Origin of the sequence: Arthrobacter humicola, from assembly GCF_022803015.1 — a bacterium.
Taxonomy (GTDB): Bacteria; Actinomycetota; Actinomycetes; order Actinomycetales; family Micrococcaceae; genus Arthrobacter; species Arthrobacter humicola_A.
Genome location: NZ_JAFKON010000005.1, coordinates 227,990 through 253,539, shown reverse-complemented (window position 1 = coordinate 253,539; position 25,550 = coordinate 227,990). Strand labels below are relative to the sequence as shown.

Genomic DNA, 25,550 nt, shown 5'->3' with positions numbered 1-25,550 from the left:
AATCCTTAATCATCCCCTCATCCCATCCTCACTCTCGGGGCGCACGCTGGTGCATAACATCAGACAGCACCTGCCCGTACACAGTCGCGTTCGCGACCGTGTCCGGGGGCACCGGGGGCGGGGGAGGATTGTTGTGGAGCCATTGCGGATAGTGCTGTACTCGCATGATTCAGTGGGCCTGGGACATGTGCGTCGGAATCTAGCACTGGCCCACGCGCTGAACAATCAGCTTCCCGGCCTGATCGGCCGCCCCGTCACCGGAATCCTCATCACCGGCACAGCCCTCGCACCGGCGTTCCGGCTGCCCGAGGGCTGGGACTGGGTACTCCTTCCCGGTGTGGCGAAGGGTTCCGCGGGCTACCTGCCGCGGAATCTGACGTTGCCCATGGGGGAGCTCGTGCCATTGCGGGCCAGGCTGCTGCAGGCAACGCTGGCCGGTTTCTCCCCCCACCTCGTGGTGGTGGACCGGCACGCCACGGGCGTTCATGGCGAACTCGAAACAGCCTTGCGCCACGCCCGCACCGCCGGGCCCGTGCGCGTGGTGCTGGGCCTCCGAGAGGTCCTTGACTCGCCCGCCGCGGCCCTCGCCGAATGGGCCAGGGTGGGCGGTCCCCGCGTGGTGAAGGACCTGTTCGACGCCATTTGGGTCTACGGCGATCCCGCGGTCCATGATCCCGTAGCAGCCGGCGAAATACCGTTCGCCCTCCGAAAGCTCATCCGGTACACGGGCTACCTCGCCGAGGGGCGCCCTTCGGCCTCCGGCACCAGCTGCATGCCCGGGCGGTACTGCATGACGACGGTCGGCGGCGGTTCGGACGGCTATGCCCTGGCCCGCGTCGCCGTCGCCACGCCGATCCCGGACGGGCTGGGACACCTCGTGGTCGCCGGGCCGCAGATGCCCGCCGAGCAGCTCAACGACCTCCGGCAGCGGGCCCGCCCCGGCGTCAAAGTGGTCGCCGCAGTCGATGACATCGTGTTCCACATCCGGCACGCCGGCGCAGTCGTGGCCATGGGCGGCTACAACACGGTGTGCGAAATCATGAGCACGCCTGTCCCGGCCCTGATCGTGCCCCGCACGCAGTCGCGCGCCGAGCAGCGGATCCGGGCCGCCTCCCTCGCCGCGGCCGGGTACCTGGAGCAACACGAGATTGGCACGCTGACGCCGGAGATCCTGGCGGCCTGGCTGGCCGCCCGGTTCGGCACCACCGTGGACCGCCGTCGTGCCGTGCTGGACGGCCTGATCCGGGTTCCGCAGCTGGCCGCCGAGCTGCTGCGGCCGCTGGCCACCACCGGGCTGGCCGATACCGAGCGGGACAGTGCCGATCAGGTCACCGCCGAACGGGCCAGTGCCGAACAATTCAACGCGGACGAAAGCGATGCCGCCGTGAGCGTGAAAGGTGCCAGCCGTGTCGCCGTTTGAACCGGGGACGGCGTACGTCCTGAAGATGTACCCGCGGTTCTCCGAAACGTTCATCGTTTCGGAGATCCTGGCCCGCGAGGCCGCCGGGGACCGGATCGAAATCTTCTCGCTCCGGCCCACCGACGACCCCCGGTTCCACCCCGAGCTCGCCCGGGTCCAGGCACCGGTGACGTACATTGACCGCCCCATCAAGACTGTGGCCCTGTGGGAGAGCCTCCGGATGGCCGACGCGGCCGGGCTCACAGCCGCCGTCGGCCGGAATTTGGGCGAACTCGCCGCCGCCTCGGCAGACGACGCCGTGCAGGCCATCAACCTGGCCACCGCGCTGCAGAACCGCAACATCCGGCACATGCACGTCCACTTCGCCTCGGGATCAACCACCGTGGCCCGGCTGACGTCCCTCATCACCGGCATCCCGTTCTCGTTCACCGCGCACGCGGTGGACATCTTCCATGAATCGGTCCAGGACGAGGACCTGCGGCTCAAGCTCGAGCAGGCCCATCACGCCGTGACCATCAGCCGGTACAACATGCGCTACCTGCGCCGCCGCTTCCCGTCCTCGACCGCCCGGCTCCATCTGGTGCGCAACGGCCTGGAGCTCGAGCGCTTCCCGTACCGGGAACCCCGGCCGCTCGAAGCCACCCTCCGGATCGCCGCCGTCGGGCGCCTGGTGGAGAAAAAAGGCTTCCAGTATCTGTTGCCCGCGGCCGCCGAACTGCTGGACCAGGGGGTCAAACTGGACCTCCGGATCGCCGGTACCGGGCTCATGGCCGAGGAACTGGAGACCGGCATCGGCCAGCTCCGACTCGGCAGCCATGTCCGCCTCCTCGGCCCGCAGACCCAGGACCAGGTCCACGAACTGCTCCACTCCTCCGATGTCTTCGTGGCGCCCTGCGTGGTCGGCGCAGACGGCAACGCGGACGGCATGCCCACGGTCTTGCTCGAGGCCATGGCCACGGGCGTCCCCTGCGTCAGCACGTCCGTCACCGGGATCCCCGAAGTAGTCCGGAACGGCTCCACCGGGGTCCTGGTCCGGCCGGGCAACCCGCACGCCCTGGCCCGCGGCATCTGCACGCTCGGCTCCCCTGCCACGGACAGGCTCGCCATGTCCCGCAACGCCCGCGCCCTGATCGAGGAGGACTACGACGTCCACCGCCAGGCCGAGCTCCTGAGGTCCCTCTCCCGTTCTGAAAGGAGAGTCGCATGACCCGCGTGGCCTATCTCTGCGCCGACCCCGGCGTTCCTGTCTTCGGCACCAAGGGCTCCTCCGTCCATGTCCAGGAAATCGTCCGGGCGTGGCGTGGCACCGGCGCCGTCGTCACCGTCTACTGCACCCTGCTCGGCACGGAGCGGCCCAGCGATCTTGCCGATCTCGACGTCGTCGAAGTCAAGCCGGAATCCGTCCCCGCCTCGGCGCGGGAACGGGCGGTCCAGGACGCCGCGCTGGGCCTGGCGGACGAGGTCCTGCGCAACGGTTGCGGGCTGTTCTACGAGCGGTATTCGCTGTTTAGCCCGGCACTGTCGGTGGTGGCCCGCATCCTGGACGTGCCGTCCGTTCTTGAGGTCAATGCTCCGCTGATCGAGGAGCAGCAGCGGTACCGCCAGCTGCTCGATGTGAAGAAGGCTGAGACGGTGTTCCGCCGCAACGCCGCGACGGCCGACGTCGTGGCCTGCGTCTCGGATCCCGTGGTCCGCTGGGTGCGGGCGCGGGTGCCGACCGCCAGGACTGTGCTGGCGCCGAACGGAGTGAACGTCGAACGGATCACGGCCCGCCGCCCCGGCCGACGGAATCCGGACCACCTCACCGTCGGGTTCGTCGGAACCTTGAAGCCCTGGCACGGTGTCCCCGGCCTGCTGCACGGTGTCGCCCTGGCCAACCAGCAGACCGCCGACCCGGGCCTGCGCTGGCAGCTCCATGTGGTGGGTGACGGCCCCGGCCGGCAGGACCTCGAACGCCTCGCCGAATCCCTCGGCGTGCCGACGGTATTCTCAGGCGCCGTCGCGCCAGCTGCGGTGCCCGGCCTCCTGGCAGAATTCGACGCCGCCGCCGCTCCCTATCCCCCGGACGGACCTGGCCAGGACGATTACTTCTCGCCACTGAAGGTTTTTGAGTACATGGCGGCCGGGTTGCCTGTGATCGCGAGCGCCGTGGGCCAGATTCCGTCCATCATCCAGGACGGCCGCACCGGGATCCTCGTCCCGCCGGGGGACCCTGCCGCGCTCGCGGACGCCCTCCTCCGGCTCGGCCAAGACCCGAATTTGCGGGAAAGGCTGGGGCTCGAGGCCCGCAACGACGCCGTGCAGCGGTTCAGCTGGAGCGGGGTGCTGTCCCGGATCACCGGGGCGCTGCCGCCTGCACGCAGACTGGCCAGGCAATGACCACCACTGCCAGACATTCGCACCCCCGCAGCTGGCGGACCTTGTGGCGACGGACCCGCACCAGCGCACCGGCTGAACTCTCACCGCTGCGGCGGACCTTGCGGTGCGTCCGCCCGCATTTGCGCGGGCACAGGCTGCTCATCACTTGGGGATTCATTGCCATGGCCGTGGAAATCCTCTTCCGGCTTCTTGAGCCGTGGCCGGTGAAAATCGTCCTCGACTCCGTCTCACACTCACTCGGCGCCACTCTGCGCAGGTCCCCGCTCAGCGTGGAGGCGAGCGCGGAGGTGTTGCTCCTCTGCGCCGGTGCGGTGGTTGTCATCTGCCTGATCCGGGCCGTGGCCGGCTACGTGTCCGCGATTTCGTTTGCCCTGGTGGGTACCCGGATTTCCTCCGAATTGCGCGCCCGAACCTTCCGCCACCTCCAGGGCCTGTCGATGCGCCACCACAGCCGCGCCTCCACCGGCGACACTGTCCAGCGGCTCGTCGGAGACGTGTCCCGGCTGCAGGATGTGGCCGTCACGGCGGGGCTCCCCCTCATCGGCAATTTCGTGTCGCTGATAGCAATGATGATCATCATGCTCTGGCTCGATCCTTTGATCGCACTGGTGACGTTCGTGTCCATCGGGATATTCGTGTTGGTGTCCCGCAAGAACTCGGGATCGATTACTACGGCGGCCCGCAAGTCACGCAAGGGTGAAAGCGCCCTGGCCACCACCGCCGCCCAGACGTTGGGCGCAATGCGCGAAGTCCAGGCGTACGGACTCGAAGACACCCTCAGCTCGGGCTTCAGCAAGAGCAACCAGTCGGCACTTGGCTCAGGGGTGGTCACGCTGCGGCTGGCCGCCAGCCTGCAACGGAAGACCGACGTCCTGACGGGAATCGCGACGGCGGTGGTCCTGGCTGCCGGTGGATGGAGGGTGATGCACCACGCGATGACACCCGGAGATCTGGTCGTTTTCCTGACTTACCTGAAAACCGGGCTGAGGCCACTCAAGGACGTGGCCAGGTACACCAGCCGTATCGCACGCGCGACGGCCTCCGGGGAACGGGTTGCGGACCTGCTTGAGGCCCAGAGTGACGTGCCCGAGTCACCGCACGCCGTCGCCCTCAAGAACCCGCACCCGGACATTGTGTTCGAGGACGTCTGGGCCGGCCACTTCGAGGAAACCGCGGTGCTCAAGGGAATCACTCTGACCATACCGGCGGGTCAGCACTGCGCCGTGCTGGGGCCTTCCGGGGCCGGGAAGTCCACGCTGGCAAGCATGATCCTCCGGATGGTGGACCCGTGGAAGGGAAGTGTCAGCCTCGGCGGCGAGGACCTGCGGGCCCTGAAGATCGCTTCCGTGCGTTCCCATGTCTCAATCCTGCTCCAGGACTCCGTGCTGTTCGGAACCTCCGTCCGGGAGAACATCAGGTTCGGCCGCCTCGATGCCACCGATGAGGAGATCGAAGCCGTGGCGGCCCTCGCCCAGGCCGACGGTTTCATCCGCGCACTGCCCCAGGGCTATGAAACCGTCCTTGGCGAGGCGGCCAACGATCTTTCCGGGGGCCAGCGTCAACGGCTGGCCGTCGCCCGTGCCATGCTCCGCAAGGCCCCGATCGTGATCCTGGACGAGGCGACCGCCGGCCTCGATCCGGCATCCCGGGATTCGGTCCTCAGCGCCCTGGACACACTCACCGAGGGCCGGACCTCCATCACGATCACCCACGACGTCAACTCGGCCCAATCGTGCGACCGGGTGATCTGGCTCGAAGACGGCCAAATCCTGGAAGACGGGCCGCCGCAGTCATTGCTGGCCGATCCGGATTCCCGCTTTGCCGGCTGGGTCCACCGGCAGCAGACCCCCGAGCCGGGTGAACTGTTCAAGGTGCCGACGTGAGCACCCCGCAGGGACAGCGGCTGCAGGGACGATGGCTGCAGGGACAGTGGCTGCAGGCGCAGCGGCGCGACGCTGACCGTGCCCTGGCGGCCCGTGACGTCCGGGTCCCTGGCCTGAACTGGGTGCTCGACGACGAGCTGCTCTCCGAGCTCCTGGGCGAAAGTGTCCAGATCTTCAGGACCCGCTACAAACCGCACACCTCCGCCCTCGTTGCCTTCCGCCGGGCCGGCAGCGGCAGTTACGGCAGCGGCAGTTATGCCGGCGGTGCCGGCAGCTACGGCTGGGCACTGACAACAACACCGGAGCACGTCGGGAAACTGCAGCAGCGGGCAGACAGTTCGCAACAGCGCGGCGGCGGCATCCGGCTTATCCAGCCCGATCATCTCCACCCCGACGTCGCCGTGGCGGCCGGTCCCGTCCAGGAGGACTGGCCGCTACGCCCCAACCTGCGGTGGCTCCGGGACCACGGACTCCGACGGCTCGGAGCGCTCCCCTCGGCAGGGAGCTTCCTGGACCCCCCGGTCAGCGTGCTGAGATACAACCCGGAGCGCAGGCTCGTTGCCAGGGTCCCCACGGAGACGGTCCCCGTCGTCGTCAAGACCGCCGTCCAAGCTGACGAGGCTGCCGCGGGACTCCGCCTGCGGCAGCGGCTTCAGAGCCACGGCATCCCGGTCCTGCCCGAACTCGCGGACCCGGAATGCGCCGCGCACGGCATCAGTGCCTCCCCGGGCTGGGGCCAGGGAGACCTGGGCGGCGGCGGCAACGATCCGGCCGCCTACCGGGCCGGCCAAGCCCTGGCGGCGATCCATGGCATGGACACGGATCCCGGGGCGGACCCGATGGCGGACATGGAGGACCTTGTACGCCAGCTCATGGCCACGCGGTCCATGATCACCTGTCTGCTCCCCGGGCTCGAGGCTTCGGTGGACGCGCTCACCGGCCGGCTCCTGGCAGCTGTCGGCGCCGCCGGCCCCCGAAGGCAACAGCCGGTGTTGGTCCATGGCGATTTCTCGGCGGACCAGGTCCTGGTGGACGGCCCGGCCGTCCGCATCATCGATTTCGACCGAGTCAGGACCTCCGACCCGGCCAGGGACCTTGGGTCCTTTGCCGCGGTGGAGGACATCGCAGACCCCGCCGGCGTCGGGCCCGTCGCCGGCGGCCGCAAGACGGCCCAGCTGATCGACGGTTACCGCGAGGCTGGCGGGTACGTATCGCAGGCCAGGGTGGAGACTTGGGCGGCCTTCCGGTTGTTCCTGAACAGCGTCGACCCGTTCAGGAACCGGGCCAGCGACTGGCCGGCCGACACGAGCTGGCATATCCGCCGGGCCCTGGAGCTGATCGCATGATCTGGCACCCGCCGCTTTGGAAATACACCGACGACGCCGGCACGGCGTGGCGCGTCCACAACGCGTGGCCCGATAAAGAACCCGGAGAGTACCTGTTGGAGGTCGGGACTGCAGAACGGCCCGGCGTTCGGGGAGCACATCTGAGCCATGGCCACTTTGAGATCCTGCCGGAGGACGATCCCGAGCTGCCAGCCCTTCGGACGGAAAGACAGCGCGGGGAAATCATTTCCCACTGGCCCTACACGCGGGCGATCATCCGGGCGGAGGGATGCTACATCAAGGTCTTCCGGCCAGGCAGGGCCGCGGTCCCGGCCGAACGGTACGCTCAGATGGACCTCCTGCTGGACGCCGGCGCCTTTACGGCGCCCGAGGTGCTTCAGAGCTCCCCGGACACCCTCGTTTTGAGCGCCCTCTCCGGACCGACGCTGGGCGAAATCGGCGAGGACTACGCGACGATCGGCGAGAAGGAGTTTGCCGGCGCATGGGAACACTGGTCCAGCGCGTGGCTCGCCCAGCTGAGCGCGGCGTCCGACGTCAGCAGGCAAACCGTTCTGGGCGCCCTGCCGGTCCGTTCACCGGAGGTGGAAGTGCAGGCCGTGGCCCGTTGGTTGAAACTGTGGCTGCGCCACACAGAGGATGTTCCGGAACTGTCCACCCAACGCGGCACCTTGATCGCCATGGCAGATTACGTCACGGCGAACCTGCTCGGCACGGCACCGGACCCGCTGGTATGGGCCCACGGAGACCTGCACGACCGGCAGATCATCGCCGGCGATGGCCGGCCCCCGTTCGGGCTGCTGGACTTCGACGATGCTGCCCGGGCCGAGGCCGCCCGCGACCTCGCCTACCTGGATTTCCATCTGGAGCGGCGCATGCGGCGCAACAACCTGACGTCGGCGCGATACCTCACGGCCCACACGGAGGTGCTGGCCGTCGCCGAGCAACTGCAGGTCAGCCCGGATCGGTTCGATGCCTATTCGGACGCACGCTGGATGCGACTGGCCTGTTCTTCGTTCCCTTCGGGCTCATTGCTGGCGACCCGCGTTCTCGAGGACCGGGTAAAGCATCGTGAGTCCTTCGGATCCACCGCCTTGGCCGCCAGCCGGTCCCTCGGATCCCGGAGCTGATCCACATGGGCTGGCACCCGCCCGTCCCGGCCGCCGTCCTGGATGCTGACAACACCGAATGGCAGGTCATCCGGTCCTGGCCCGACGACTCCGCGGAGGACTACGTCCTGGAGTTGGGGGTTCCCGGCCGGGCAGGGGTCCGGGCAGCCCACCTCCGGGCGGGCCAGCTGGAGCTCCTGCGGGACGGCCGCGACCGGCGTCTCCCCGCCCTGAAGCGCGCGTCGCCGCTGGGGGTGGTGGTGGTGCACCGGGCCCACAAGCGTGCCGTGGTCAGAGCCGGGGAGCACCATCTCAAGCTCTTCCGGGCCCGCCAGTCCGATGAAGCAGTGGGCAGGCACGCCCGGATGAACGAGCTCCTCGGCGCAGGGGACTTCCTCACCCCGGAAATTGTTTCCTCCGCCCCTGGCTGCCTCACCCTCGTGACGCTGCCCGGCCGTTCCCTGTTCGAGCTGGGAATCGACCCCGCGGTCAGCGATGTGGTCTTTGAAAATGCCTGGCAAAAATGGTCCCGGGCCTGGGTCCGGCAGCATTCCGTGGCCCGGACTCCGGCGCACCGCCCGAGCCTCGAGGCGCTCCCGCCCCGGACGGCCGCCGTCGAACTGGCGAGACTGCAACACACGGTGAACCTGTGGCTGGTGCACGCCGGGGACATTCCGGCGGCGCAAGCCGAGCGCGCGGCCGTCCGCGGGGCCGCAGGGCAGGCCGCCCAAAAGCTGCTCCGGACCGATCCGGATCCGCTGGTGTGGTCCCACGGGGACCTTCACGACAAGCAGGTCTTCACCGTGGATCCGGGCGCTCCCCTGGGTCTGCTGGACTTCGACGAAGCCTGCCGCGCCGAGGCCGCCGCCGACCTCGGCAACATCGCCGTGCACCTCCAGCTGCGCCTGCACCAACAACGCCTGACCGCCGAAAGGTACCAAACCGCCCGCCGCCACGTCATTGCCACCGCCGAGGAACTGCATGTCACCCCGGCGCGCTTCGACGCCTACGCAGCCGCGACCCGCCTGAGGCTCGGCTGCCTGTATTCCTTCCGGCCCCAATGGGCGGACCTGGCGGAGGACTTCCTCATTCCGGATGGTGAACAGGCACTGGCGGCGGGAGTTCCGGCCGCTAAAGTGGAGCCCACGTACTGACTGCACACCAGATCGAAACCGCCCCACACCGAACCGCCCACACCGAACCACCGCGCATTGCGCCGAACCGGGAGGACCGCTGGCATGGCTTACATCAAGGTTGGAAGCGAAAACAGCACAGACGTCGAGCTCTACTACGAGGACCACGGATCCGGCCAGGCCGTGGTCCTGATCCATGGCTACCCACTGGACGGCTCGTCGTGGGAAAAGCAGAGCGCAGCGCTGCTCGGTGCCGGCTACCGTGTGATCACCTACGACCGGCGCGGCTTCGGACAGTCCAGCAAGCCCACCGAGGGCTACGACTACGACACGTTCGCGGCGGACCTCAACACCATCCTGACCACCCTCGACCTGAACGACGCCGTGCTGGTGGGCTTCTCCATGGGCACCGGCGAGGTGGGCCGCTACCTTGGAACCTACGGCTCTGCCCGGGTGGCGAAAGCCGTGTTCCTGAGCTCCCTTGAGCCATACCTCCTTCAGGCCGAGGACAACCCGGGCGGGGTCCCGCAGTCGGTGTTCGACGGGCTGATGGAGGCCGTGACGGCGGACCGGTACGCTTTCTTCACGGAATTCTTCAAGAACTTCTACAACAGCGAAACCCTCCTCGGCACCCCCCGGCTCAGCCAGGAGGTCATGAACGCCGGCTGGAACCTCGCCACCAGTGGTGGGGCCACGGCGTCGGCGGCAGCGCAGCCGACCTGGTACACGGACTTCCGTGCCGACATCCCCAAAATTGATGTCCCGGCCCTCATTGTGCACGGCACTGCGGACAACATCCTGCCGATCGATGTCGCGGGCCGCCAGTTCGCCAAGGCGCTGCCGAGCGCCGAGTATGTGGAGATCGACGGCGCCCCGCACGGCATGCTGTGGACCCACGCGGCGGAGGTCAACGAGGTTCTGCTGCGGTTCCTGGCGAGTTAGCCGGGGCTGTCGCGGAGCCGCCCCTGGTTGACACAGCTCAGACGGGTACGGTTCAATCTTTTGCATATGCTGAAATAACAGTTCCACGATACGAATATTTTGTCCGTATAGCCCTACACCGTGGATGCCAGCATTGACACAAAGGATCTGGCACATGCTGTTGGACGACTTTAATGCCGCCGGACGCGCGGAGGCCGCCGCCGCCCTGCGCCCCTGCCTGGACATCGAGCGATGGATTGAGGAGATCGTCGGCTCGAGGCCCTTCGACAGTCCGGAAATCCTCCTCCAAACCGCCGGCCGCGCGGCGGAACCGTTCACCGACGCGGAGGTGGAAGCCGCGCTGGCCCACCATCCCCGCATCGGCGAACGGGCCGCAGGAAACAGCGCGGAGGCCCGGCTCTCCCAATCGGAGCAGGCGAGCCTGGGCGCTCCGGATCCGGCCGTCGCCGCAGCCATCGCCGCAGGGAACCGGAGCTATGAAGAGAAATTCGGCCAGGTCTTCCTGATCCGCGCGGCCGGCCGGAGCCGCGAGGAGATCCTGGCGGCCCTCAACGCCCGGCTCGCCCACACTCCCGAAGAAGAACAAGTGGTCATCGGCCAGCAGCTGCGCGAAATCGCGGTACTCCGACTCGAAGGACTGATAGGCGCATGAGCACTTCCCACGTCACCACCCACGTTCTGGACACGGGTTCCGGCAAGCCCGCCGCAGGCGTCGCAGTCACCTTGGACATGCTCGACGGCGAACGCTGGGTCAGGATCGCGGCCGGCGCCACGGACGATGACGGCCGCGTCAAGTCGCTCGGCCCCGACAGCCTGGGCTCCGGCACCTACCGCCTGGGCTTCGACACCGGAGCCTATTACGCGGCCGCCGGGACCGAGACCTTCTTCCCCGAAGTCACACTGACCTTTGCGGTGTCCGAAGCGCAGGCCCACTACCACGTCCCGCTTCTGCTGAGCCCCTTCGCCTACTCCACCTACCGGGGCAGCTAAGCCCGGAGCAGCCAAGACCGGCTGCCAGCACCACGTCACACCGCTACCGGCCCCCGGCACCGCTCCGGGAGCAGGCCTCCCTGCCTGGTGGCCGGCGCAGCCATGGTCCCGCGCAGCCATGCACCCCGGGCCAGTCACAAACGACATTTTCGCGGCGAACCGGCCCAGCCGGCCCATGACCCTTGACAGTGGCCCACGTCACTCCTAATCTGAATTTTGGGATCCCAAAACGGGATCCCAAAACAAGAAAGCTTTGCCGGGCCCCGCCCTCCCAGATTCTGCACCTGATCCGAACCTGATGTCAGCGCTGACATCAGCCCCCTATCAACCGCTGCGATCGACACAGGGCCCGCGCACAGGACGCCCCACACTCCGGCATCCTGCCCCTCAAACAAATCCCCCATCACTTGCCGGCATGTTTACTCTCTATCAAGGAGAAGTTGTGTCTCTTCCAAATACCGAAACAGCAATACAGCCTGCTGAACCCACAGGCTCCAAGGACGGCGTGCAACGGCGCACGAATGTCCGATGGAAAATGTTCCTCCTCCTGTTGGTCCTCGTGTCCGTGAACTACATCGACCGGGGATCCATCTCTGTCGCCCTGCCCATCATCCAGAAGGAATTCAACATGGCCCCGGAGCTCGTGGGCCTCCTGCTCTCGGCGTTCTTCTGGACCTACGCCCTCATGCAGATCCCGGTCGGCTGGCTGATCGACAAGTTCGGCCCCCGCAAGGTGATGACCGCGTCCTGCGTCGGCTGGGGTGCCGCAACGGCGGCCTCCGGCCTGGCCGGAGGCTTTGTCAGCATGTTCATCGCCCGCCTCGGCATCGGCGTCACCGAGGCCGGCGTCATGCCGGCCGGCGGAAAGCTGAACGCCATCTGGATGCACAAATCGGAACGCGGCCGCGGCGCCACCATCCTTGACGCCGGAGCCCCTTTGGGCGCCGGGCTCGGCGGCATCCTCATCGCAGGCCTGATCGCCTCGACGGGCAGCTGGCGGAGCTCCTTCATCATCGCCGGCGCCGCCACCGTCCTCATGGGCCTCGCCGTCTGGTGGTACGTCCGGGACAACCCCCGCCAGCATCGCGGAGTCAACGACGCCGAAGCCGAGTACATCGAGGCCTCCCACGCCGCCGAGGACGCCGAAGCCGAGCTCGACGGCAGCAAGGGCAAGCGCGCCCTGCTCCCCTACCTGAAGTTCCGTTCCTTCTGGGCCATGTGCTTCGGCTGGCTGGGCTTCAACGGCGTCTTCTACGGCCTGCTCACCTGGGGCCCGCTCTACCTGGCCCAGGCCAAGGGCTTTGACCTGAAGACCATCGGCTGGTCCACGTTCGTGATCTTCGGCGCCGGTTTCGTCGGCGAAATCCTCGGCGGCACCATCGCCGACAAATGGCGGGCATCCGGCGCCTCGGCCAACCGCGTCATGCGCACCCTACTGGGCACCTCCAGCGTCGTAGTGATCGGCGGCCTTGTCGGTGTCACCGTCGTTGCCGACCCGACGACGGCGGTAGTCCTGCTCTCCGTCGTCATGTTCTTCCTTCGCTGGGTGGGCCTCTTCTGGAGCATCCCCTCGATCCTGGGTGGCCGGACCAACGCCGGCGTCCTGGGCGGCGCGATGAACTTCAGCGGCAATATCTCCGGCTTCGTCACCCCGATCGCGGTCGGCCTGATCGTCGGTGCCACCGGCTCATACACCTGGGCGCTGCTGTACTTCGTGGGATCCGCGATCATCATGGGCGCATCCGTGCTGACCCTGAACTACAACAAGCGGCTCCCTGTCTAAGCTAGGCCACGAAACACCAGTTCCCGAAGCCGGGAACGCAGTGCCATAAAGAACCCGAAATGGAGCACCATGCTTACCGCAGAAGAAACCCAGGACAAGGAACGCCCCCTCCGGGAGGCTGTCCGGGACACCCTCCGCAACAGGATCTTTGAAGGGCACTACGTTCCCGGCACCAGGCTGGTGGAGCGCGACCTCGCCGCCGAATTCAACGTCTCCCGCCTCCCGGTCCGCGAGGCGCTGCGAATGCTGCGCCAGGAAGGCCTGGTCAGCGACCGCGGCGCTCGCGGGGCCGAAGTCAGCTCGCTCAGCCCCAAAGACGTGGAGGATCTCTTCGACGTCCGCCAGTCGCTCGAAGTGCTGGCCTGCAGACTGGCCGCGGCCCGCGCCACACCGGAGGACCTCAGTGCGCTGGAAGCCTTGTTGGACGCGGCCGAGCTCTCTCTAGCCAAGGGCGCCATTATGGACGCCCACCGGGCCAACAGCGAATTCCACGATGCCATCACCCGGATCGCCAACAACGGCTTCCTCAAATCGGCGCTCGAACCCCTCCAGGGCCGGATGCACTGGCTGTTCCGGCATGTGAGCGACCTCCCCGAACTCATCGAAGAACATCGGGCGCTCTACACCGCGATCGCCAGCGGTGACCCTGACCGGGCGGCTGCCCAGTCGGCGTCGCACATCGACAAATACCGGGAACAGTTTCCGGAGAATTTCCGCCGGACGGAACCCGACCTTCATCGGAAGAAGTAATGAAACTCCTTGTCATCAACCCCAACATCAGCAACGATGTCACTTCGCTGATCGAATCCGAAGCCCGGCGTTCAGCCTCGCCCGGAACCGAACTGGTAGTCCGGACCGCCGGCCACGGCGTCGAATACATCGAAACCCGCTTTGAATCGCTGATCGCCGCCGGTGCCGTCGCCGAAATCATCGCAGAGTACACTCGCGACGGCGCCAGCGTCGACGGCGTGGTGGTCGCCGCATTCGGCGACCCAGGGATGCCGGCGCTGAAGGAACTCGCCGACGTCCCCGTCATCGGAATTACCGAGGCGGCACTTTGCGCCGCCGCCCTGCAGGGGCACCGGTTCTCGATCATCGCCATCTCGGACCGCATCCGGCCCTGGTATCTGGACTGCGTTGAACGGTTCGGGCTCGCCGGCCGGCTGGCCTCGATCCGCTCCATCAACGAGAGCCTCAACGGCATCGGTTCCGTGCAGCAGGACTTCAAGGAGACCCTGCTGGCGCTCAGCCGCCAGGCCGTCGCCGAGGACGGGGCCGACGTCGTGATCCTCGCCGGCGCGCCGCTCGCCGGACTTGCCCGCGAGCTTGCAGGCCAGATCCCCGTCCCCGTGGTGGACGGCATTTCCGCTGGCATCCAGATGGCCCAGTCCGTAGTCAACCTCCAGTCCGGTCCGCACCGGGCCAGCGCCTTCGCGCCGCCACCGGTCAAGGCCCGCAAGGGGCTTTCGAAAAACCTCGATGCCGCCCTCACGACGGCGCAGCACGCCACCCGGCTGCCCGCACCGTCCCACTAATTTTCTTTCTCGAAGGAGGACAACGATGTCCCACACCCCAGACCTTGTCATTGCCAACGGCACCGTGGTCAACAGTTTCGGCCGCCAGAATGTGCACGTCGTGGTGCACGGCAGGACGATCGTCCAGCTCGTGGACGCTTCTGAGCCGGTCCCCGCTGCCGCCAGGACCATCGACGCCGCCGGCCAGCTGGTGATTCCGGGTGGCGTGGACGGCCACTGCCATGTCGCCCAGGTAACCGGACGGTTCCGAACCCTGGACGACTACCGGACCACATCCACCGCTGCCCTCTGGGGCGGCACCACCACCATTATCGACTTCGGCATCCCCCGCGACGCCCGCGAGACCCCGCTGGCCGCGGTGTTGCACAAGAAGGAACTGGCACGCGAGTCCCGCTGCGACGTCGCCCTGCACGGCTCGGTGGTCCAGTGGGACGAGACTGTGCCGTGGCAGCTCGAACAGCTCGCCGCCGAAGGTGTCCGTTCGGTCAAGATGTACACCACGAACCGGGGCACCACCATGGCCGACGGGGACACCATCCTGAAGGTCATGCGCGAGATGGTCCGGCTCGACGGCCTCACCTACATCCACGCCGAACACGATCCCATCATTGCCGACTGCACCCAGCAGCATGCGGACGACGGCCGCATCGGCATCGAACACCTGCACCGGACCCGGCCCGAACTCGCGGAGGAGATCTCGGTCAAGGAGACCCTGGCGATGGCCGAGTACACCAACGCTCCCGTCTACTTTGTGCACCAGTCCACGCCGGGGGCCGTAGACCTCGTCGCCGGGGCCCGCAGCCACGGAATGGACGCCTTCTCGGAAACGTGCCCGCACTACCTCACCCTGGACGACACCGTCTACGGCACGTCCTTCCCCGAGTGGTACGCCTGCTGCCCGCCGATGCGCAGCCCCGAGACCGTCGCCGCGTTGCGGGACCGGCTTGCCGCCGGAGCCATCCACACGGTGGCCTCGGACCACTCCTGCTACGACCTCACGCAAAAGCGCGAGCGGTCCGATGACATCCGCGCCATGCCGCACGGCCTGCCGGGAGTCGAAACCCGCATGCCTGTCACCTTCACCGCCATGATGGACGCCACCGGCGGGGCAGCCCGGGTGGAGGATTTCGTGGAAGTGTTCGCCGCCGGTCCGGCCCGGATCAACGCCCTGCCGGGCAAGGGAACGATCGCAGCAGGGTACGACGCCGACCTCGTCGTCTTCGATCCCGCACAGGAACTCACCGTTGACGGCGCGGGCCTGCACATGGGGACTGACTTCTCGCCCTTTGACGGCAGGACGCTCACCGGCTGGCCCGCCGTCGTGGTGTCCGCCGGACGCGTCGTGCTGGACGCCGGCGGCTTCCATGACCCCGGCCCCGTGGGCCAGTTTGTGGCCCGAAACGGTTTCCGCGAGCACCAGGCGGCCGCGGCCACCGCCCCCGTCAGCGCCACCCCCGCCCCCGCCGCTGTCTACCCCGCTGCCCGCTAGGAGCACCCATGCCTTCCGCAACCCGCCCCACCCGTATCGGCATGATCGTGCCGTCCTCCAACACCTGCCTCGAGCCGCAAAGCTACCGGATCCTCGGCGACCGCGACGACGTGACAATCCACTTCGCCAGGATCCAGGTCACGCGGATCGCCCTCGACGATTCCTCCGACCGGCAATTTGATGCCCCGGCAATGCGGGCTGCCGCCGGGATCCTGGCGACCGCCGACGTCGACGTCATCGCGTGGAACGGCACTTCAGGATCGTGGCTCGGCGCCGATCACGACCGCGAACTCGTCAGGGGAATACAGGACGCCACCGGCATTCCCGCCACCACCTCCACACTGGCCTACATGGAGGCCTTCCGGTCCTTCGGCACCGAGCGGATCGGGCTGTTCACCCCGTACACGGAGGACGTCAACGAACGGATCGTGGCGTCCTACGAACGGGACGGGATCAAAACACTTGACCACCGTTTCCTCGGCCTGAGCGACAACGAATCATTCGCCCGGGTCTCCGACGCCGAGATGCGGCCCGGATCGCTGGAACTCGCGGCACAGAACCCGGACGCGCTCGTGTACCTCTGCACCAATCTCTACGGTGCCAACATCGCGGAGGAAATCGAGGCGGCCATGGGCGTTCCCGTGCTCGATTCGGTGGCCGTGACCCTGTGGCACTGCCTCAAAATGGCCGGCGCCCCGCTGCTCTCCCCGCGGTGGGGCAGGTTGCTCACCTCAGCCTGACCGCCAAGGCACCGACCTTTCAACCGATTGTGACTGCCGGGCCGCGGTGATGCGCCGCTGATGTTGACGCGTCCCAGCCTCTCTCGATAATCTCGAAATGCAAGAAAGTTTTTTCACATAATGAAAAATATTGATCACCATTCAACGATGAAGAGTGAGGTGGACGTGGCTGCAGGAGAAGATACCTCCCATATCCTCAGCGGGTTGACAAACCAGCTGCCTGATCGTGATCCGGAAGAGACCGCCGAGTGGCTGGAGTCCCTGGATACCCTGATTCAGGAACAAGGCACCGAACGTGCCCAGTACATTATGCGAAGCCTGCTCCAGCGGGCCGGCGCGCAGTCCGTGGGTGTTCCGATGGTCACCACCACGGACTACGTCAACACCATCCCGGTCGACCAGGAAGCGGCATTCCCCGGGGATGAGGAGATCGAACGCAAATACCGTGCCTGGCTGCGCTGGAACGCCGCGGTGATGGTGCACCGGGCGCAGCGGGCGGACATCGGCGTCGGCGGCCACATCTCCACCTACGCCGGTGCCGCGACCCTGTACGAGGTCGGCTTCAACCACTTCTTCCGCGGCAAGGACCACCCCGGCGGCGGCGACCAGGTTTTCTTCCAGGGCCACGCCTCGCCCGGCATGTACGCCCGTGCCTTCATGGAAGGCCGGCTCTCCGAGGAGGACCTGGACGGGTTCCGCCAGGAGAAGTCCAAGGAAGGGCACGCCCTGTCCTCCTATCCGCACCCGCGCCTGATGCCGGAGTTCTGGGAATTCCCGACCGTCTCGATGGGCATCGGCCCGATGAACGCCATCTACCAGGCCCAGTCCAACCGGTACCTGCACAACCGCGGCATCAAGGACACCTCGGACCAGCAGGTCTGGGCGTTCCTGGGCGACGGCGAAATGGACGAGCCCGAGTCCCGCGGCCTGCTCCAGCTCGCGGCCAACGACAAGCTCGACAACCTCAACTTCGTGATCAACTGCAACCTCCAGCGCCTCGACGGTCCCGTCCGCGGCAACGGCAAGATCATGCAGGAACTCGAGGCGTTCTTCCGCGGTGCCGGCTGGAACGTCATCAAGGTCGTCTGGGGCCGGGAGTGGGATGACCTGCTGGCCAAGGACGAGGACGGCTCGCTCGTGAAGATCATGAACGAGACCGTCGACGGGGACTACCAGACGTACAAGGCCGAGTCCGGCGCGTTCGTCCGCGAGCATTTCTTCGGCAAGACCCCGCAGACCAAGGAAATGGTCCAGGACCTGACCGACGACCAGATCTGGAACCTCAAGCGCGGCGGTCACGACTACAACAAGGTCTACGCCGCCTACAAGGCCGCGACCGAGTTCAAGGGCAAGCCCACGGTCATCCTGGCGCACACGGTCAAGGGCTACGGCCTGGGCACCCACTTCGAGGGCCGCAACGCGACCCACCAGATGAAGAAGCTCACCCTCGCGGACCTCAAGGCCTTCCGCGACCACCTGCGCATCCCGATCACGGACGACCAGCTCGAAGCGGACCTCTACCGGCCGCCGTACTACCACCCCGGCATGGACTCCCCCGAGATCCAGTACCTGATGGACCGCCGCAAGCAACTCGGCGGCTTCGTCCCCGAGCGGCGGCCGGACCATGCGCCCGTGGAACTGCCCGATCCCGCATCCTATGGGGCCGCCAAGCGAGGCTCCGGCAAGCAGCGTTCAGCCACCACCATGGCCTTTGTGCGCCTGCTCAGGGACCTGCTCCGGGACAAAAAGTTCGGACACCGCATTGTCCCGATCGTGCCGGACGAATCCCGCACATTCGGCATGGACGCGTTCTTCCCGACGGCGAAGATCTACAACCCGGACGGCCAGGGCTACCTCTCCGTGGACCGGGAGCTCGTCCTTGCCTATAAGGAATCGGCCCAGGGCCAGCTGATCCACCCGGGCATCAATGAAGCCGGGGCGGTGGCGGCCTTCACCGCCGCCGGAACGTCCTACGCCACGCACGGCGAACCGCTCGTGCCGGTCTACGTCTTCTACTCGATGTTCGGCTTCCAGCGCACCGGCGATTCCTTCTGGGCGGCCGCCGACCAGATGACCCGCGGGTTCATCATCGGCGCCACGGCAGGACGCACCACGCTGACCGGCGAAGGCCTGCAGCATGCCGACGGGCACTCCCCGATCCTGGCGGCAACCAACCCGGCCGTCATCACCTACGACCCGGCGTTCGGGTACGAAATGGGCCACATCATCCGGGACGGCCTGGAGCGGATGTATGGGCGTGGCGAAGCCGGGAAAGAAATTGCCGGCAACGATCCGTCGCGGAACCTGATGTACTACCTCACGGTGTACAACGAGCCGATCGTGCAGCCGGCCGAACCCGAAAACCTCGACGTCAACGGTGTCCTGAAAGGCATCTACCGGGTGTCGGCGTCGGACTTTGACGGGCCTAAAAGCCAGATCCTGGCCTCCGGCGTGTCCGTTCCGTGGGCCCTCGAAGCCCAGCGGATCCTCGCCGAGGACTGGGGCGTCTCGGCGGACGTCTGGTCCGTGACCTCCTGGACCGAACTCCGCCGCGACGCCATGGCCGCCGAGGAAGAGGCCTTCCTCAACCCCGGCCAGCCCGCCCGCGTCCCGTTCGTGGCCCAGCAGCTCGCCGGTGCCACCGGGCCGGTCGTGGCGGTCACCGACTACATGAAGGCCGTGCCGGACCAGATCCGGCAGTTCCTGCCGCACCAGTTCGCCTCGCTCGGCGCGGACGGCTTCGGCTTCTCCGACACCCGCGCCGCGGCCCGCCGTTTCTTCAAGAACGACACGCACTCGATTGTAGTGAAGACCCTCCAGCTGCTGGCCTCGCGCGGAGAGGTCGACGGCGGGGTGCCCGCCTACGCGATAGACCGCTACAAGCTCCTGGACGTCACCGCCGGGACCACCGGCGGAGCGGGCGGCGACGCCTGAGAAGCGCGTTATGGTGGGCAGATGAGCGACAGCAGAGCGCACGGCACCGGATCCGGCGGCACGACGGCGGTGCTGCTGGCCGCCGGAGCCGGGACGCGGCTGGGGCTCGGGCCGAAGGCATTGCTCCCCCTCCGCGGCCGCACGCTGGTCGAAGTGCTCGCTGACGTGCTGCTATCGGGCGGCTGCCGGGAGGTGGTGGTGGTGCTTGGCGCGGATGCGGCAAGGGTCCGCGCCGCCACCGAACTCGGCCGGCACCGGGTCATCGACAACCCGCACTGGGCCAGCGGGATGGGCAGCTCGTTCCGGGCCGGTATCACCGCTGCGGCCCCGGAGGACCATGTGCTCATTGCGCTGGTGGACGAGCCCGGCCTGACCAAAAAGACCGTCACCCGGCTGCTGGGGTCCCACCGGCCAGGCCGGGTGACGGCGGCCGCCTACCGCGACGCGGACGGGAAACTGCAGCGGGGACACCCGCTGCTGCTCGATGCCGGTCTTCGAACCGAAGCCGCGGAAACCGCTACGGGCGACGCCGGCGCCCGGCATTTCCTGCGGGCCCACCCGGACCTGGTTGATCTGGTGGATTGCAGCGACCTCTCCAACGGCGAGGACCTCGACTCCCCCGAACAGCTCCACCTCCTCGACTAGCGCCGGTTTTAGCGCGAGTGAGCCAAAAACTCCTGCAGTCCACGCTTGAACCCGGACCGGCCGCCGTGCGCCGGGTGCCTGATTTTCGGCACGTCCATGCCGCTGCGCTGCAGGCTGCGGTAGGCCACGTTGCCCACGGCCACCACGGTATCGATGCGGAACGTCTCAGCGAGCGCCTGCCAAAACGGAGTTCCCAGCGCAGCCTCGGAAGCCTTTGGCGTGCGGTTGGACAGCGGCCGCCCGGGCACGTGGGTGTGCCACGGGCAGGCGCTCCACAGCAGGGGCAGGAATTCCAGCTCGGCCAGCACCTGCCACATCACCGTGGCCGTCGGCTCCGCAGCGATTCCCGCAGCTTCCGCCGGGAGCACGTAACCCTTCCCCGGCCCGAAAAGCCCAAACTCGTTGGCTGGGCCCTCGAACATGGTGCGGTTCGTGAAGGGAACCCCGGTGATCCTCATGCCCCTATAACCGGGGGCTTCCCCCACGAGCAGAACCTTTGGGTCGCGGTCCTGCATCTCCCGCAGGTAGATGGCCAGGTTCCGCCGGCGCTGCGCATTTCCCGGCGCGGTGTGATCGAAGAAGTTGTTGCACCCGGGTCCTGTTGCCACGGCCGCAAGACGGTCAACAAAGCCATCGATGGAGGATGAAGTCATTCCGTACCCGTTTCGTTGACAGCCGGTAGGTCCTCCAGAATATCCGGGCCGCTACACCGTCGGCGCAGGCGAGCCGCTTTAGCATGGGGGGATGACGGACATGACCATCTTCACGGTGGGGCACTCCACTCATCCCATTGGCGAATTCATCGGCATCCTGCAGGCCCACGGCGTCAAGAAGCTGATCGACGTGCGCACCGTCCCGAAGTCGCGCCACAATCCACAGTTCAACGGGGACGCGCTGGCCGCGAGCGTGCGGGCCAGCGGAATCACCTACCGGCGAATGGAATCCCTCGGTGGTCTGCGGCACGCCCGGAAGGACAGCCCCAACGGCGCCTGGCGCAACGCGTCGTTTCGGGGATATGCGGACTACATGCAGACCGAAGAATTCTCCGCGGCCATCGACCAGCTGCTGGACCGCGGGCGGGCCAACGATTCGGCAATCATGTGCGCGGAAGCCGTCCCGTGGCGCTGCCACCGCTCGCTGATCGGTGACGCGCTCCTGGTCCGGAATGTCGGGGTGCTGGACATCATGACGGAAAAGTCCGCGAAACCCCACACCCTGACTTCCTTCGCCCGCGTTGAGGGGAAGCGGGTGTGGTACCCGCCGGCCTAACGTCGGCTACGCCAACCACAACGCGAGGTCAGCTACGGCCCTGAACCACGCCGCCATGGGCCGTTTCTGACCTTGCATTGGTTTGAGGAGGGTCTACCAGCGGGGGTGGATCGATTCGCGGAAGTAGCGGTCATAGATTTCGCGGACGCCGACGTCGAAGGTGGCGTCAATGCCGCTGACATCCGCCGCGGCGGCGTTGGCGCGCGCCTGGTCCACGTTCCGCGCGCCCGGGATCACCGTGCTGACGCCGTCCTGCGCCGCGATCCAGGCGATGGCCGCCTGGGCGGTGCTAACGCCGTCGGGCACCAGTTCCTCGAACTCGGCCACCGCTTTGAGGCCCTGGCCGAAGTCCACGCCGGAGAAGGTCTCCCCGACGTCGAACGCTGAGCCGGTGCGGTTATAGTTCCGGTGGTCGTCCTCGGCGAAGGTCGTGTCCGCAGTGTATTTTCCGGAGAGCAGCCCGGAGGCGAGCGGGACGCGGGCGATGATGCCCACGCCGGCGGCCTCAGCCGCGGGCAGCACCTTGTCCAGCGGCTTGAGCCGGAAGGCGTTGAGGATGATCTGCACGGTGGCGGTGCCTTCGTGGCGCATGGCCTCGAGGGCTTCCTCGGTCCGCTCCACACTGACGCCGTAGTTCCGGATGGCGCCCTCGGCCACGAGCGTGTCCAGCGCGTCGTAGACCTCGTCGTTGCTGTACACGGCGGTGGGCGGGCAGTGCAGCTGGACCAGATCCAGCTGCTCGACGCCCAGGTTGCGCCGCGACCGGTCCGTCCATTCGCGGAAGTTGGCGAGGTTGTAGTTCTCCGGCCGCTGCTCCACCCGCCGGCCCATCTTGGTGGCCACCGTGATGTCCAGACCGGGGTTGTCCGCGAGGAACGCGCCGATGGCCTGCTCGCTGCGGCCGTCGCCATAGACGTCCGCGGTGTCGAAGAACGTGACGCCCGCTTCGGCGGAGGCCGCCAGGATGGCCTGCGCCTGTGCGGGGTCCACGTTGCCCCAGTCCGCGCCGAGCTGCCAGGTCCCCAGCCCGACGGTGGAGACGTTTCGTCCGGTTTTGCCCAAGATTCGTTGTTCCATCGTCCGACTATAGGCCGTTAACGGCCTCAAAGCGGGGGAACCAGCCCCGCCTCCTTCAGGGCCAGGTAAATCTTGTCCCGGGAGATGGGCAGCTCGGAAAACCTCACGCCGGTGGCGTTCCGGATGGCGTTCGCGAGCGCCGGCGCCACCGGGTTGAACGGGCTCTCGCTCATCGACTTCGCGCCCAGCGGGCCCAGCTTGTCGCTGGTGTCGGCGAAGTACACCTCGCTGCGCGGCACGTCGGCGAAGGAGGGGACGTGGTACTGCCGCAGGACGTCGGTGGTGACGCGGCCGGCGTCGTCCACTGTGACCTCCTCGTAGAGCGCAGAGCCGAGGGCCTGCGCGATCCCGCCTTCGATCTGGCCGCGGCACTGGCGCGGGTTGACCACCACGCCGGCATCGGCCGCCTGCACGCTCTGCAGGATCCGCAGCTCCCCCGTCCCGGTGTTCACCGCCACCCGGAAGCCCTGGACATTGAACGCCACCGAGCGCGGCGTCCCGCCGCAACGCCCCTCGGCGGCGAGCTCGACGCCGGCCTGCTCAGCGGCGTCGTAAATATCCGTCAGGGGCACCCGGGTTCCCTCGCAGACCACGGCGTCCCCGTCCAGGACGCAGCCGGAGGGCGGCACGCGGCGGAGGCCGGCGGCGAAGGCGCGGATGCGGAGGGCGAGGTCCTCTGCGGCGGCCAGCGTCGCTTTGCCGGCCACCACGGTGCCGGCAGATCCGAACGCGCCCGAATCGTGGTCCACGAGGTCGGTGTCGGACTGCCGGAGGGTGACGCGGGCGGCGGAGGTGGACAGCGCGGTGGCCGCGAGCTGCGCGTGGACGGTGGTGGTGCCGTTGCCAAATTCTGCCGTCCCGACGTCGGCGGCGTAGGTCCCGTCGGGCAGGAGCCGGAGCCTGGAGTGGGCATAGTGGCCGCGTGGCGGGACGGTGTCGATCATGGACAGGGCAGTCCCCTCCCCGACCACCCAGTCCGGTCCCGGGCTGTCGAGGCCGGCCGCGCGGCAGCGTTCCCGTCCACGGGCCAGGGCGTCCTCTACCAGCTTCGTGCACTGGTCCAGGCCGTAGCTTCCGTAGCGGACATCTTCCTGGGGCTCGTCGCGGATGGACAGCATGTCGTCGCCTTCCCGGACCATGTTCCGGCGGCGGAACTCCAGGGGGTTCATGCCGATCGCTGCCGCGAGCTCGTCGATGCCGGATTCGATCGCGAAGATCATCTGGCTGAGCCCGTAGCCGCGGAAGGCACCGGACGGCACGGTGTTGGTGTACACGGCGTGGGCGTCCACTTTCTTGTTGGCGCACTTGTACACCGCCAACGACTCGCCGCAGCCGTGGAACATGACCCCGGTGGCGTGGTTGCCATAGGCGCCGGTGTTGGTGAGCACCTCCAGCTTCAGTGCGGTCAGCCTCCCGTCGCGGCTGGCGCCGGCCGTGAGATGGATGGTGAAGGGATGCTTGGTGGTGGCGGCGGTGAACTGTTCGGTCCGGGTGAATTCAAGCTGCACGGGGCGGTTGAGCTTCAGGGCCGCCAGAGCGACAACGTCCTCGGTGAGCACCTCTTGTTTGCCGCCAAAACCGCCGCCCACCCGTCCGGCAACCACCCGGATCTGCTCTTCCGGCAGGCCGAACACCCGCCCCAGGGTGCGCCGCACCAGGAACGGGACCTGGCTGGAGGTGCGGATCAGCAGCCGCCCGTCACCGCCGATGGAGGCGATGGAGGCATGGGTTTCGAGCGCCATGTGCTGCACCCGTTGAGTCCGGTAGGTGTGTTCGTGGATGAAGTCCGCCGCGGCGAACCCGGCCGCCATATCGCCGAGCTCGGAATGCAGTTCCGCGACGACGTTCCGCTCCGGCCGGCTGATGCGGGCCGTGGTTGCGTCCTTGTCCCCGTGGAGGGCGGGGGCGCCGGGGAGCATGGCGTTCTCCGGGGTAAAGACCGCATCCAGCACCTCGTAGTCGACCTTCAGGGCCCGCACGCCTGCCTCCGCCGCCGCCACCGTCCCGGCGACGACGGCGGCGACGCGCTGGCCGGTGAACCGCACGACGTCGTCAAAGACGCGGGTGTCGTCCGGGTCGTCCGTGTAGAGCTCGTGCTGCGCGGTCGAAAACAGCTGCGCCGGGGAGTCCTCATGGGTGAAGACCGCCGCGACGCCGGGAATCGCCAGCGCGGCTGCTGCGTCGATGGATCGGATCCGGGCGTGGGCATGCGGGGAGCGCAGCAGTTTCGCGTGCAGCAGCCCGGGCAGCTCTTCGGCCGGGACGTCCAGGGTGTAGCGGGCCTGCCCCGTGACGATGGCGAGGCCGGCGGGGGCAGGAGCGTCGTCGCCCAGTTGTCCGGGGCGCGGCTCCGGCCGGCCGGGCCCCGCGGCCGCCGTGTCCGGGCCAGAGGGGTCCGTTCCAGAGGTGACCGGGCGGCTCCCCCTCCCGCAGACGGCGTCCTCGATGGCCGTGTACCCGGTGCACCGGCACAGGTTGCCCTTCAGGTTCCGCGGCAGGTCCGCCTTCTGCTCCTCATCGAACGTCGCGGCCGTCATCACCATGCCGGCCGTGCAAAAACCGCACTGGAAACCCTGCCGGTCCAGGAACTGCTGCTGCATCGGATGAAGTGCGGCGCCGTCGGGGTCATCAGACCCGCCGGAGGCGCGGGCGGCAGCCAATCCTTCCACCGTGGTGACCGCGCGGCCTTCCGCGCGGACGGCGGGATAAATGCAGCTGTGCACCGGCACCCCGTCCACATGCACCGTGCAGGCGCCGCAATCGCCGGCGTCGCAGCCCTTCTTGACACCCAGGTTCCCCTGCTCGCGAAGGTACGTCCGCAGGCACTGGCCGGGGCGGGGTTCGGCCTGCGCCGGGATGCCGTTGATCTCGATTCTCAT

At 67.6% G+C, this 25,550-nt stretch carries 21 protein-coding genes; 18 read left to right on the top strand and 3 right to left on the bottom strand.

Translation table 11 applies throughout. From position 1 onward, the window contains the following. The first annotated feature begins 187 nt into the window (after positions 1 to 187). The 17 genes from ARTB_RS12380 (at position 188) to nboR (ending at position 20,325) form a co-directional block, all read left to right on the top strand. On the top strand, positions 188 to 1,420 hold the full coding sequence (locus ARTB_RS12380) for a glycosyltransferase family protein (RefSeq protein ID WP_243180701.1): 1,233 nt from the start codon (positions 188 to 190) through the stop codon (positions 1,418 to 1,420). Continuing rightward, entirely contained in the window at positions 1,407 to 2,627 is a 1,221-nt protein-coding gene (locus tag ARTB_RS12375) for a glycosyltransferase (protein ID WP_243180700.1), read from the top strand. Before ARTB_RS12380 ends, ARTB_RS12375 begins: the two co-directional genes overlap by 14 nt. Beyond that, on the top strand, positions 2,624 to 3,799 hold the full coding sequence (locus tag ARTB_RS12370) for a glycosyltransferase (RefSeq protein ID WP_243180697.1): 1,176 nt from the start codon (positions 2,624 to 2,626) through the stop codon (positions 3,797 to 3,799). The genes ARTB_RS12375 and ARTB_RS12370 overlap by 4 nt, the downstream gene beginning before the upstream one ends. 161 nt (positions 3,800 to 3,960) lie before the next feature. Then, a complete protein-coding gene (locus ARTB_RS12365) occupies positions 3,961 to 5,682 on the top strand; it encodes an ABC transporter ATP-binding protein (protein ID WP_243180690.1) in 1,722 nt (573 codons plus the stop codon). Beyond that, a complete protein-coding gene (locus tag ARTB_RS12360) occupies positions 5,679 to 7,028 on the top strand; it encodes a phosphotransferase family protein (RefSeq protein WP_243180688.1) in 1,350 nt (449 codons plus the stop codon). The genes ARTB_RS12365 and ARTB_RS12360 overlap by 4 nt, the downstream gene beginning before the upstream one ends. Then, positions 7,025 to 8,155, top strand: coding sequence for a phosphotransferase (locus ARTB_RS12355; RefSeq protein WP_243180687.1), 1,131 nt, complete (start codon positions 7,025 to 7,027; stop codon positions 8,153 to 8,155). The genes ARTB_RS12360 and ARTB_RS12355 overlap by 4 nt, the downstream gene beginning before the upstream one ends. Positions 8,156 to 8,160: 5 nt before the next feature. Next, the gene (locus tag ARTB_RS12350; RefSeq protein ID WP_243180686.1) at positions 8,161 to 9,288 is read left to right on the top strand and encodes a phosphotransferase; all 1,128 of its coding nucleotides are present in this window, start codon (positions 8,161 to 8,163) and stop codon (positions 9,286 to 9,288) included. 84 nt (positions 9,289 to 9,372) lie between these two features. Beyond that, a complete protein-coding gene (locus ARTB_RS12345) occupies positions 9,373 to 10,209 on the top strand; it encodes an alpha/beta fold hydrolase (RefSeq protein ID WP_243180684.1) in 837 nt (278 codons plus the stop codon). Positions 10,210 to 10,363: 154 nt separating this feature from the next. After that, positions 10,364 to 10,861, top strand: coding sequence for a 2-oxo-4-hydroxy-4-carboxy-5-ureidoimidazoline decarboxylase (uraD, locus tag ARTB_RS12340; RefSeq protein WP_243180683.1), 498 nt, complete (start codon positions 10,364 to 10,366; stop codon positions 10,859 to 10,861). Beyond that, positions 10,858 to 11,199, top strand: a complete 342-nt coding sequence (gene uraH / locus ARTB_RS12335) for a hydroxyisourate hydrolase (RefSeq protein WP_230010411.1) — start codon at positions 10,858 to 10,860, stop codon at positions 11,197 to 11,199. Before uraD ends, uraH begins: the two co-directional genes overlap by 4 nt. 442 nt (positions 11,200 to 11,641) lie before the next feature. After that, positions 11,642 to 12,982 carry an MFS transporter gene (locus ARTB_RS12330; protein ID WP_243180682.1) on the top strand — a complete coding sequence of 447 codons (1,341 nt, stop codon included), beginning with the start codon at positions 11,642 to 11,644 and terminating at the stop codon, positions 12,980 to 12,982. Between the two features lie 69 nt (positions 12,983 to 13,051). Beyond that, positions 13,052 to 13,732, top strand: coding sequence for a GntR family transcriptional regulator (locus tag ARTB_RS12325; RefSeq protein ID WP_028275851.1), 681 nt, complete (start codon positions 13,052 to 13,054; stop codon positions 13,730 to 13,732). Next, positions 13,732 to 14,517: an aspartate/glutamate racemase family protein gene (locus tag ARTB_RS12320; RefSeq protein ID WP_243180680.1), complete on the top strand. Its 786-nt coding sequence runs from the start codon at positions 13,732 to 13,734 to the stop codon at positions 14,515 to 14,517. Before ARTB_RS12325 ends, ARTB_RS12320 begins: the two co-directional genes overlap by 1 nt. A gap of 25 nt (positions 14,518 to 14,542) precedes the next feature. After that, on the top strand, positions 14,543 to 16,006 hold the full coding sequence (locus tag ARTB_RS12315) for an amidohydrolase family protein (protein ID WP_243180679.1): 1,464 nt from the start codon (positions 14,543 to 14,545) through the stop codon (positions 16,004 to 16,006). An 8-nt stretch (positions 16,007 to 16,014) separates the two neighbouring features. Beyond that, the gene (locus tag ARTB_RS12310) at positions 16,015 to 16,746 is read left to right on the top strand and encodes a maleate cis-trans isomerase family protein (protein WP_243180678.1); all 732 of its coding nucleotides are present in this window, start codon (positions 16,015 to 16,017) and stop codon (positions 16,744 to 16,746) included. Positions 16,747 to 16,893: 147 nt separating this feature from the next. Then, a complete protein-coding gene (aceE, locus tag ARTB_RS12305; protein ID WP_243180677.1) occupies positions 16,894 to 19,680 on the top strand; it encodes a pyruvate dehydrogenase (acetyl-transferring), homodimeric type in 2,787 nt (928 codons plus the stop codon). Positions 19,681 to 19,701: 21 nt separating this feature from the next. After that, on the top strand, positions 19,702 to 20,325 hold the full coding sequence (gene nboR, locus ARTB_RS12300; protein ID WP_243180676.1) for a nicotine blue oxidoreductase: 624 nt from the start codon (positions 19,702 to 19,704) through the stop codon (positions 20,323 to 20,325). Positions 20,326 to 20,333: 8 nt separating this feature from the next. On the opposite strand, the gene ARTB_RS12295 is transcribed toward nboR, so the two are convergent. Continuing rightward, complete coding sequence (locus tag ARTB_RS12295) at positions 20,334 to 20,978, bottom strand: uracil-DNA glycosylase (RefSeq protein WP_243180675.1); 645 nt, start codon at positions 20,976 to 20,978, stop codon at positions 20,334 to 20,336. A 91-nt stretch (positions 20,979 to 21,069) separates the two neighbouring features. Here ARTB_RS12295 and ARTB_RS12290 point away from each other — a divergent pair, with 91 nt between their 5' ends. Then, positions 21,070 to 21,594: a DUF488 domain-containing protein gene (locus ARTB_RS12290; protein ID WP_243180674.1), complete on the top strand. Its 525-nt coding sequence runs from the start codon at positions 21,070 to 21,072 to the stop codon at positions 21,592 to 21,594. Between the two features lie 93 nt (positions 21,595 to 21,687). Here ARTB_RS12290 and ARTB_RS12285 read toward each other — a convergent pair whose 3' ends face one another. Both ARTB_RS12285 and ARTB_RS12280 read right to left on the bottom strand, forming a co-directional pair. After that, the gene (locus tag ARTB_RS12285; RefSeq protein WP_243180673.1) at positions 21,688 to 22,671 is read right to left on the bottom strand and encodes an aldo/keto reductase; all 984 of its coding nucleotides are present in this window, start codon (positions 22,669 to 22,671) and stop codon (positions 21,688 to 21,690) included. A 26-nt stretch (positions 22,672 to 22,697) separates the two neighbouring features. Then, the gene (locus ARTB_RS12280; protein WP_243180672.1) at positions 22,698 to 25,550 is read right to left on the bottom strand and encodes a molybdopterin-dependent oxidoreductase; all 2,853 of its coding nucleotides are present in this window, start codon (positions 25,548 to 25,550) and stop codon (positions 22,698 to 22,700) included.